6 protein-coding genes are annotated in these 10,947 nt (G+C 74.3%); 3 read left to right on the forward strand and 3 right to left on the reverse strand.

Annotation, left to right across the window (positions count from 1 at the left end; genetic code table 11):
- The first annotated feature begins 129 nt into the window (after window positions 1–129).
- Window positions 130–702, forward strand: coding sequence for a DUF4232 domain-containing protein (locus DLJ47_RS28785; protein WP_109904625.1), 573 nt, complete (start codon window positions 130–132; stop codon window positions 700–702).
- A gap of 94 nt (window positions 703–796) precedes the next feature.
- Here DLJ47_RS28785 and DLJ47_RS28790 read toward each other — a convergent pair whose 3' ends face one another.
- The 3 genes from DLJ47_RS28790 to DLJ47_RS28800 form a co-directional block, all read right to left on the reverse strand.
- A complete protein-coding gene (locus tag DLJ47_RS28790; protein ID WP_109904627.1) occupies window positions 797–3,232 on the reverse strand; it encodes a choice-of-anchor D domain-containing protein in 2,436 nt (811 codons plus the stop codon).
- Window positions 3,233–3,385: 153 nt separating this feature from the next.
- Window positions 3,386–4,291 carry an ABC transporter permease gene (locus DLJ47_RS28795; protein ID WP_109904629.1) on the reverse strand — a complete coding sequence of 302 codons (906 nt, stop codon included), beginning with the start codon at window positions 4,289–4,291 and terminating at the stop codon, window positions 3,386–3,388.
- Entirely contained in the window at window positions 4,291–7,161 is a 2,871-nt protein-coding gene (locus tag DLJ47_RS28800) for an alpha/beta fold hydrolase (protein WP_109904631.1), read from the reverse strand. Before DLJ47_RS28800 ends, DLJ47_RS28795 begins: the two co-directional genes overlap by 1 nt.
- A 382-nt stretch (window positions 7,162–7,543) precedes the next feature.
- Here DLJ47_RS28800 and DLJ47_RS28805 point away from each other — a divergent pair, with 382 nt between their 5' ends.
- Both DLJ47_RS28805 and DLJ47_RS28810 read left to right on the forward strand, forming a co-directional pair.
- Window positions 7,544–8,734, forward strand: coding sequence for a hypothetical protein (locus DLJ47_RS28805; protein WP_109904633.1), 1,191 nt, complete (start codon window positions 7,544–7,546; stop codon window positions 8,732–8,734).
- The coding region (locus DLJ47_RS28810) for a sensor histidine kinase (RefSeq protein ID WP_109904635.1) at window positions 8,721–10,947 on the forward strand (2,227 nt) is incomplete at its 3' end. The genes DLJ47_RS28805 and DLJ47_RS28810, both read left to right, overlap by 14 nt.

Raw genomic sequence — 10,947 nt, forward strand, 5'->3', positions numbered from 1 at the left:
TTCATTAATGTTTCGATAAAAAACGTTTTTTTTTTTTCAAGCAGAAGACGGCATACGAGGTAGGCTCCGGTCTCGTGGGCTCGGAGATGTGTATAAGAGACAGGTGCCTGCACCGGCGACCACGCCGGGATGGGCGGGGACGGGCCGGCCGCGTCCGGAACGGTCGGGGCGAGCCCGACGGGACCGGCAACCGACGGGCCCGACCGGTGCCCGGATTCGGGCGTCCGGATCCGGGCCCTGGGGACCGAGGCCGCGATGGGCCTGCGCGCGCTCGGCGTGGAGTTGATCAACTGCGGTACGGCGGCGTACCCGGTGCACGGCTACCCGTCCCTGCGGCTGTTCGACGGCGACGGCGCGGCGATCCCGGTCCAGGTGGTCGAGGGGGCGAAGGGCATCACCTCGGGCTTCGACGACCCGCCCCGGCCGCTGATCCTGCAACCGGGCGAGCGGGCCGGCGCCGCCCTGCTCTGGCGCAACCTGGTCACCGACTCCACAGTTGTCGCGACCAACGGCGAGCGCCTGGAGGTGGCCCCGGCCGCCGGCCAGCCGCCGCAGGCCGTCGAGCTGGACGGCCCGATCGACCTGGGCAACACCGGCCGGGTCGGGGTCAGCGCCTGGAAGAAGGTCACCGTCCCGGCGCCCACGCCGACCCCGCCGGCCCCGGAAACGCCGGAGCCCACCCGGTCGGCGCCGCTGCTGTAGCCCGAGCCCGAGCAAGACGCCCGAGCAGGACGACGGCGGTGGCCTTCGCCTGCGCGAAGGCCACCGCCGGTCGGTGCTGCTGCCGGCCAGCCGGTCACTTGCGGACCTTGTCCGGCGTGGGCAGGTCCCCGAGCCGGTACGGCGACCGCGAGGTGTCACCGGAGACGCCCTGCCCGGCGGAACCGCTGGCGGTGCCGGGGTAGAGCCAGTACGTGCCGACGACGTCGGCCACCACACCGGTGGTGCCGGAGTGGTTGTAGACGTTGAACCGGTCGGTCGGGCCGATCAGGGTGACGGCGGCGTTCGCCACCGTCTGTCCCGCCGCGGCGTTCAGGTTGCTCACGTCCGGCTGGTCGATGCCGGTGATGCCGTTCGGCCACAGCTTCAGGTAGGTGCTGGCGGTGGGGCTGACCGCTGTGACGTTGAGCGCCAGCGCCCGGGTGTTGTCGGCCACCACCGATCCGGGCGCGGTGACCGTGCCGATCACGGCCGGGCCGGGGTTGGTGGGCAGGCCCTGACCGATCCGGCTGTCCACGATCCGGGTCGGCGTCTTCGGGTCGAAGCGCAGACCGTTGGCGAGGCTGCCGTCGTCGATGAAGCCGACGATGTCGACGATCACGTGGGTGTCCTTGTGCGTGTAGACGCCGAAGGTCGGCAGATCCACCCCCCATGGGCAGTCGGTGCAGTGCCGGACCGGCACGACCGCCAGGTTCGGCGTGACCGTCCCGGCCCCGTAGTTGACGGTGGACGTCGTCGGTTCCGGCCACTCGCCGTTCCACGCGGTGAGGAACCCGCTGGCCGACGGCGACACCGCGGTGATGTTGACCACCACGGCCCGCATCCGCCAGTTGGCGTCGGGGCCGTAGTTCACGGCGAGGCGGACCTGGTTCCCGGCCGGCAGCTTGCTGCCCCAGTCGCTCCGGCTGTCGAACAGCCGCCGCGGCACGACCGGCTGCAACTGCCCACCGACGCCGACGCCGCTGATGATCGGCGTGTTGTCGCTGGCGTAGTAGCCCACCACGTCGACGATCGCGTGGGTCGAGCCGGCGTAGTTGGTGATGGCGACCTTGCCGCCGGCGCCGACGGCCACCGTCACCGAGTTCGAGCGGATCCAGCCCTTGCCGAAGTTCAGCGACGAGGCCGTGGGCTTCGCCTGCCCGGCCGGGTACACGGTCAGGTAGCTCGACGCCGTCGGCTCGGCGACGGTCACGTTGAGCACCACCGCGCCCACCCCGGTCGACGGCACCCCGCCCCGCCCGGTCACCTGCAGGTTCACCGTGCCGTTGGGGCCCAGCTTGGCCTTCGGGGCGCCGTTGCCGGTGCGCGTGTCCATGATCCGCACCGGCGTCAGCGGGTAGTAGGTGCCCCGCGCGCCCACCACGCCGTTGAGGGTCAGCGGCACGGTACGCGGGTTGGTGAGGCTGTCGTTCGGCAGCTGGAGGGTGGCGCTCCGCGCTCCCCCGCCGGCGGCCTTGGCGACCACGTCGACCCGGCAGGTCTGGTTCTTCGCCAGGGTGGCGCCCTTGCAGGTGTCGGCCTTGACGCCGAACGACGCGGCGTCGGTGCCGCCGATGGTGGCGGCGCCGAAGGTGATCGGCGTGTCACCGGTGCCGGTCACGGTCACCGACTGGGTGCCACCCGTCTCGGCGATGTACTGGTCACCGAAGGCCAGCGACGCCGGCGAGACGGTGACCGTACGCGGGTCGACGCCGTTGACGCCCAGTTGCACCAACCGCTCGCCGACGACGGTGTTGTCGGGCAGCCGCAGGGAGGTCCAGGCGCCGCCCAGCTTGGTGGGCTGCACGCTCACCGTGACGGTGCACGTCTCGCCGGCCGCCCGGGTCGTGCCCGAGCAGGTGTCGGCCGTGATCGAGTAAGGGGCCGAAGTGTCGTGGATCTCGGCCGTGCCGTACTCCACCGGGTCGGAGCCCATCGACCGGACGGTGATGGTCCGGCTCGCCGCCGGGCCGCCGACGGTGCGGTCGCCGAAGTTGTGCGACATCGTGTCGGTGCCGGCGGCGACGTAGCCGACGGTCGAGTTCCACCGGATCTCGCCGAACAGGTCGTGGCGGCTGGAGCCGCACGAGATCACGTAGAAGGCGGCGAACGAGGTGAGCCGGTCGGTTCCGGCGTCCCGGGTGGCCTCGCTGACGGAGAGGTAGCCCGGCGTCTCGGCGCAGGTGGCACCGTTGTGCGCGACGTCGATGAAGGCGAAGCCCTCGGCCGACTCGACCCCGGTCAGCTCGTAGGTGGTCCCGACGGCCCAGGTCTCACCGCTCGGTGGCGACATCCGGAACGTCCAGGCGTCGCCGGCCTGGTCGGCGCGGAAGTCCAGCTGGTCACCGGCGCCCGGAGTGACCGTGAAGGCGGCGCCGCCGGCCTGGTCGAAGACCCGCGACCCCTGGTGCCACCAGGAGTACGGGTTGCCGTCGACGGTCAACGCGGTGTACGGCGCGGCCGGCGCCACGGCGGCGCTGGCCGGAGCGGCCACCGCCGTCACCGCGACCATCGCGGTGATGGTGCCGATCACGGCACCACGAAAGGTACGCAAGAAGACCCCCGTCTCGTTGTGCAGGGAAATGCCAGCGGACCGTAGATCATCGATCCGTCGGCGGGCAAGACGGGCCGGGCCGGAACTGCCCGAAGGGGCCGGGAGATCATCCGGTCGGCGCGGCGGCGACCGCTACGACACGACGTCCTTGCGGGTGAACCGCCAGAACGCCAACCCCCAGAAGAGCGTCGCGTAGCTGATCGCCGAGATCGAGCCGCGCACCACGTCGTCGGTCTGCACAGGTGTGGAGAGCAGCCCCAGCCACGCGGTGCTGTAGTGGGTGGGCAGGAAGGCGCGCAGCGCGCCGAGCGCGGTGATCTGGTCCAGGATGCTGGAGAGGATCCAGAGCAGCACCGCGCCGCCGACCGCGCCGAGCGCGGCGTCGGTGGTGACCGACAGCAGGAACGCCAGTCCGGCCACCACCAGCAGGACGACCGCCAGGTAGCCGAGCACCGCCAGCAGTCGCAGCAGCCCCTCCCCCGGCTCCAGTTGGGCGGCGACCGTGCTGCGCAGCGGCTCCCAGCCGTAGCGCAACGTGCCGATCAGCAGGGCGGTGCCGGCCAGCAGCAGCAGCGCCAGCGCCGAGTACGCGAGCGCCACCAGCAGCTTCACCGCCAGCAGCCGGGCCCGGGGCACCGGGATCGCCAGCAGGTAGCGCAGGCTGCCCCAGCTCGCCTCGCTGGCCACCGTGTCCCCGCAGAACAGCGCCACCACCACGACCAGCAGGAACGACGCGGAGACGAAGATGGTGAACAGGGTGAAGTTCAGCCCGCCGCTGGTGGCGAACTCGATCAGGCTGCCGAACTCGCCGCGCCCGTTGTCGTCGTCGTCGCCGGAGTCGAACTGGAACGCGATCAGGATGATCAGCGGCAGCAGCACCATGAACCCCAGCGCGAGTTGGGTACGCCGCCGCGACGCCTGGCGGCGGAACTCCGCCGCGAAGGGCAGGGTGGCCGAGGGCCGGTAGCCCGGCGCCGCGCCGATCGAGCCGGTCCCGCTCGCGCCGTCCGACCGCGCCTCGACCTGAGAGCCCGCCATCACCGGTCCCCGCTTCCCCGAGAGTTCTCGCCCACCAGGGCGAGGAACGCGTCCTCCAGGCGGCGCCGCGGCACCACCCGGTCCACCCCGATCCCGGCCCGGACCAGCTCGGCCACCACCTCGCTGCGGGCGGTGCCGTTGGTGTCCACGACCAGTTGCCCCTCGCCGTCGGGCAGCACCCGCACCCCGTCCAGCCGGTCCAGCACGGTACGGGCGGCGTCCGGGTCGGTCACCTCGAACAGGACGCTCGGCGACTCGCCGACGATCTCCTCGACCGGGCCGGCGGCCACGATCCGGCCCTTGTTCACCACCACGGCGTGCGTGCAGGTCTGTTCCACCTCGGCCAGCAGGTGGCTGGAGACCAGCACCGCCCGGCCGTCGGTGGCGTAGCGCTGGAGCACCCGGCGCATCTCGGCGATCTGCGGCGGGTCGAGCCCGTCGGTCGGCTCGTCGAGCACCAGCAGCTCCGGCAGGCCGAGCATGGCCTGGGCGATGGCCAGCCGTTGCTTCATGCCGTGGCTGTAGTTCTTGATCTTGCGGTGCACCGAGTCACCCAGTCCGGCGATCTCCAGCGCCTCGTCGAAGTGCGCGTCCGCCGCCGGCCGGCCGGTCGCCCGCCAGTACGCCTTGAGGTTGGCCAGGCCCGACAGGTGCGGCAGGAAGCCGGGCCCCTCCACCAGCGCGCCGATCCGGGACAGCACCGGGGAACCGGGCACCAGCCGGTGCCCGAAGACGTAGATCTCGCCGGCCGTCGGCTGGGTCAGCCCCATCAGCACCCGCAGGGTGGTGGTCTTGCCGGCGCCGTTCGGGCCGAGCAGGCCGACCACCTGACCGGGGTGCACCTCGAAGTCCACGTTGGAGACCGCGACGAAGCCGTCCGCGTACTCCTTGCGGAGCTGGCGCACGGCCAGCGGAGTGTCCGCGTACCCGGGATGGACGGAGCTGTCCTGGCGGCGGTGCCGGCGGCGGACCACGGCGACGACCACGACGAGCCCGACCGCGATCGCGGCGAGCAGCCCGGCGAGCACCCAGCGCCAGATCGTGGCGGTGGTGGGGATCGGCTCGCCGGTCACCGTGGGCAGGGTCACCGGCCCGTCGCCGGGGGCCACCGTGTAGACGGTCGGCTCGACCGGCGTGGCGTACGCCTGGTCGGAGGTGGCCACCACCACCCGGAGCCGGTGCCCGGCCTCGATCCGCCGGACGATCGCCGGCAAGGTGACCGTGACCGGCCGCGCCGCGTCGATCTGACTCGGCAGGCCGGTGAGCCGGACCGGGGCGACCAGCCCGTTCGGCAGGGTGGCCGTGCCGCCCGGCTCGACGTCGTAGAGCTTGACGAAGAGCACCGCCTCGCCGGTCGGCGAGGCGACCCGGACCGACACGGTGGGCGAGCCGACCACGTCCACGGCCTCGGCCAGCGGCGCCGACTCGAAGCGGGCGTGCTGGCCGGGCACGTCCCCGGCCACCCCGCCGAGCAGCGCGGAGAGTTCGCCGGCGAAGGGCACCGAGGAGAGGGCCGCCGGGTTGCCGGCCGGTGGATTGGCGATCGGCTGCGCCGGGCCGGCCACCGCGATCTCCCGGCGCGCGTCGCCGGCGGTGCCCGGGTAGTCGCCGGTGCGGTAGCCGGTGGCCACCAGGCCCCGGTCGAGGGCGTCGAAACCGGCGATCCGGGACCAGGTGAAGTCGTCGCCCGGAGCGTCGCCCGCACCCTTGACGTAGTGGTCCAGCCACTGGATGGTCAGGAACCGCACCCGGTCGGAGTCGGTCTTCGGCCCCTCGCCGCCGTCGTGGCCGCCGGTGAACCAGGCGACCCGGACGGGGGTGCCGGCGGCGGCGATGCCCCGGGCGTTGGCGTCCGCCTCGCTCAGCGGGAAGAGGGTGTCCGCCGCGCCCTGCACCAGCAGCGTCGGCGCGGTGATCCGGTCCAGCACACCGGCCGGGCTGGAGCGGCGCAGCAGGTCCACGGCGGCCTGGTCGGCCCGGCCGGCGGTGGCGATCCGCAGGTACGCGGCGCAGACGTCGGGGGCGAACCGGCCACAGGACGGGTCGGCGGCCCCGGCCGGGGCACCGCCCGGACCGGTCCCCGGCCCGGCGCCCGGCCCGGGTGCCGGCGGGCCCGCGGACGCCGGGGCGCCCTCCGGCCGGGCGGCGGCCGTCCCGGAGAGCCCGGCCGGCCCGGTGCCGGCGTTGCCACCCCCGCCGAAGAAGAGCCCGGCCCAACCCTTCTTGAACACCCCGTCGACCGGCTCCCGGCCGCTGCTCTCCGGCAGGAACGCCCGGGACAGGTCGTTCCAGGTGATCATCGGGACGATCGCGTCGACCCGCCGGTCCTGCGCGGCGAGCAGCAGCGCCAGGCCGCCGCCGTACGAGCCGCCGACCACGCCGACCCGGGGGTCCCCGGCGGCGTCGGTACGGATCTCCGGCCGCGCGGCCAGCCAGTCCAGCAGCCGAGCGGCGTCCCGCACCTCGTAGTCCGGGTGGTCCAGGTGGATCTGCCCGCCGCTGCGACCGAAGCCGCGGGCGGTCCAGGTCAGCACGGCGTAACCCCGCCCGGCGAACTCCTCGGCGTCGGCGCGCACCGAGTCCTTGGTGCCGCCGAAGCCGTGCGCCAGCAGCACCGCCGGCACCTTCCGGCCGGCCGAGGCGCCCTCGGGCAGGTAGAGCGTGGTGTCCAGGTCGACCGGCTGGTCCCCGGCCGGTCCGGAGCGGACGGTGAGCACCGCGGCCTCGGCGCGTACCGGCGGCTCCTGCGGCCACACCGCCCAGGTGACGGCGGCGGCGAGCAGCACGACGGCCGCCGCCGCGGCGACCACGCGACGGCGGCGGGTGGGCAGGGCACGCCGGATCCGCGCGGCCGACAACGGCGATCTCATGCGGCACACGGTACGGGCCGGAGGCTGAGCGTTGGCTGAGATCCTCCGTACGTCCGTCCGGTTGCCCCGATCGGCGTCCGGCGCGGTGCGTCCGCGCACGGTCCAGCCCCGTCCCAGCGCGGCGAATTCGGATCACGTGAATTCGGATCTTCGGCGGAAACCTCGCCGATCCATCCATGTCACTCCGTGAATCGCACGGAGCGTACTCGCCTCTTGCATGTCAGGTGACATGGCGCGAAGTGACGCGAAGACGACTGATTGACGGGGGGCAACTGTGCGGGGAGGTTCGGTTACGTTTCCGGTCCGGCGGACGGGACTCCACCCACGACACTCCCGCACCGGCCGTTTCCCCTTCCCGCGCACCCGCCGGAGGAAACCGACCATGACCGTCCCCGCCCCGCGGGCCCGTCGCCGACCCTCCGCACCGGCCCGCCTGCTGCCGCCGCTGCTCGTGGTGGCCCTGCTGGCACCGGTCGCGCTGCTGTTCGGCCTGACCTGGCGACACACCGACGACGACCGGGCGCTGGCCGCCCGGGAGCGGCTGGGCGTGACCTACCTGTCGGTCCTGGCCCCGGTCACCGACGCGCTGGTCGACGCCCAGTCCGCCGCGGTCGCCGGCCGGCCGGTGCCCGGGGAACCGCTGACCCGCGCGGTCGAGGCGGCCGCCACTGTCGACACCCGGATCGGCAGCGAGCTGCGCAGCCAGGAACGCTGGGCCGGGCTGCGGGCGAAGCTGGAGGCGCTGCGCGACCGGCCGCCGGCCGAGCCCGAGGCCGCGTTCGCGGCGTACAGCGAGGTCACCGACCTGCTGCTCGACCTGTACCGCAAGGTACGGGAGAGCTCCGGCCTGGTCCGCGACCCGGGGTCGGACTCCTTCTTCCTGCAGGACGGGGCGGGTCAGGAACTGCCCGAGGCGGTGGTCGCCACCGGGCGGCTGGCCGACCTGACCGCGCTCGCCGCCCGCCGGCCGGCCGCCGACCGGCTGCGCACCGCCACCGACCTCGCCGCCCTCCGGGTGGCCGCCCTGACCCCCGCCGACGATCTGGTCACCGACCTGCGGGCGGCGGTCGACAACACGGAGAGCACCGACCTGGGCACCAACGTGCTCACCCCGCTCGACACCTACCAGCGCGCGGTCGAGGCGCTGGCCGCCGCCTCCAACCCGGCCGCCCGCACCGGAGTGGTCGACCCGACGCAGGTCGCCGCGGCCCGGCTGAACGCGCAGGCGGCGGCCACCCAGCTCCAGCCGGTCATCCTCGCCGAACTCGACGCCCTGCTCGCCGAGCGCGTCGACGCGCTGGACCAGGACCGCCGGCTCGCGCTGGGTGCCGTCGGGCTCGCCGTCCTGCTGCTGGCCACGCTGGGCGGGGTGCTGCTCGCCGCGGCCCGCCGGGCCCGGCGCCGCGCGGCCGAGATGCGGCGGGCCCGGGCGGAGGCCGTCGCCGCGCCGGAGAGCGACCCGTGGCGACCGCCGGCCGGTTCGCGCCCCGACGAGCCCCACCCGCTCCAGCCGGTCGGCCCGGCCGGCGACCCGGTCGCCGCGCAGTGGGGGTCGGTCGATGCTGCTCGGTAGGCTCCGCATCCGCGGCAAGCTCGCGCTGCTCGTGGTCATCCCGCTGATCAGCACTGTCGGTCTCGCCGTACCGGTGGTGATCGACCGGGTGGCCGCCGCCCAGCGGGCCGGCGACATCGCCGAACGGGTCCGGCTGGCCAGCCGGATCGGCACCCTGGTGCAGGACCTGCAGCAGGAACGCATCCTCTCGGTCGGCCTGCTGCTCGGCCGGGTCAGCCGCACCGAACTGGTGCGCAAGAGCGCCACGGTGGACGACCGGGTGGCCGACCTGCGGGCCGAACAGGGCGACGGGCTGCCGGCACCGGTCGCCGACGCGCTGGACGGGGTGCGGTCGCTGACCGACCTGCGCCGCGCGGTGCTCGCCGGCACCGCGACCCCGAGCCAGATCATGGACGCGTACGGGCCGGTCGACCTGGCGCTGATCGAGTCCCTGCGGCTGCCGTTCAGTGTGGACACCGAGACCGCGGCCGGGCGGCAGGTGCTCGCCCTGGACGCGCTGCTGCGGGCCGACGAGGGGCTGGGCGCCTGCGCCACGCTGATCGTGCTGGTCAAGGCGAGCAACGATCCGACGACCAACGCCGCCTTCGTCGCCTGCATGTCCGCGCTCACCGTGGACAACCGCCGGTTCCGCCGCCTGATCACCCCCGAGCAGCTCAAGCTGGCCGTGCTGAACGACGCGGCGGTGGCCGCCCGGACCAGCGCCGACTTCCTGACCACCAGCGTAATCGACCCGTCCGGCGCGGTCCGGAACGTGACGCTGGACGCGCTCTTCCCGTCGGCCCGCTCGATGATCACCCTGGGCCAGTTCATCGAGAAGAAGATCGTGGCGGACGTGCTCGCCGAGGTGACCGGCGAGCAGCGCCGGGCGCTGACCGCCGCCTACCTGGTCGGCGGACTGGCCGCGCTGATCCTGGCGGTGGTCCTGCTGCTCAGCGTCGCGGTCGCCCGGACGGTGGCCCGGCCGCTGAGCCGGCTCACCCGCTCCGCCGACCGGGTGGCCCGGCTCGCCGAGGCCGAGCTGGTCCGGGTCGTCGACGACGACACCGAGAACGTCCCGCCGGTGCGGCTCGATCCGGTCGACGTACGGGCCCGGGACGAGATCGGCGACCTGGCCCGGGCGTTCGACCGGGTGCAGGCCACCGCGGCCCGGCTGGTGGAGCGGCAGGTGGCCGGCCGGCGCAACGTGGCGCAGATGTTCGGCCACGTCGGCCGGCGTACCCAGAACCTGGTCGGCCGGCAGCTCGCGCTGATCGACCGGCTGGAACGGCAGGAGACCGACCCGGCCCGGCTGGAGCACCTGTACCGGCTCGACCACATCTCCAGCCGGCTGCGCCGCAACGCCGGCAGCCTGGTGGTGCTCTCCGGGTCGACCGGCGCCGACGCCCACGTGGCGCCGGTGCCGCTCGGCGACGTGGTACGGCTGGCCCTCGGCGAGATCGAGGACTACACCCGGGTGGACGTCCGGGTGCCGCCCGGCGTCTCGGCCGCCCCCGGCACCGTCGGCGACCTGGTGCTGGCGCTGGCCGAGCTGATGGAGAACGCCACAGGTTTCTCCCCGCCGCACACCCGGGTGGTGGTGACCGGTGAGCTGACCGGCGCCGGCGCCCGACTGGCCGTGGTGGACCAGGGGATCGGCATGACCGCGGAGCGGCTGGCCGAGGAGAACGCCCGGCTCACCCGGCGGGAGCGGCTCGACCTCGCCCCCACCGAGGTGCTCGGCCTCTTCGTGGTGGGCCGGCTGGCCCGGCGGCACGGGTGGACGGTACGGCTGACCCCGACCATCGGCGGCGGGGTGACGGTCCTGCTGGACGTACCGCTGGCCGCGTTGGTGGTACCGCCCACCGAGCGGGCCGGTGCCACGGTGGCGCGGGCCACCGTGCCGGCCCGGGAGCGGCGGCTGCCGCCCCGGGTGGTCGACGCGACGGGCGGGCGGACGCTGGCCGCGGCGGTCGCGGGGCGGCCGGCAGCCGCGCCGTCCCCGGCGGCGGACGCGCCAGCCGGCTTCGACCCGGGGCTGCTCGGCCGGGCCACCCGCAGCCTGGAGTCCGCCGAGTCCTGGGACGCCTTCGGCGCCGGCGGCCCGCCCGGGGAGCCCGGGCAGTTCGCCGGCGAGGTGGCCGGCGGGTCCGATCGGCCCGGTGCCGGTGACGTGGCCGGCGCGCCGGCCGGAGCCACCGCGTTCCTGGAGATCAGCGCACCGGACGGCTTCGGAG

This window comes from Micromonospora sp. S4605 (assembly GCF_003176715.1).
Classification (GTDB): Bacteria; Actinomycetota; Actinomycetes; order Mycobacteriales; family Micromonosporaceae; genus Micromonospora; species Micromonospora echinaurantiaca.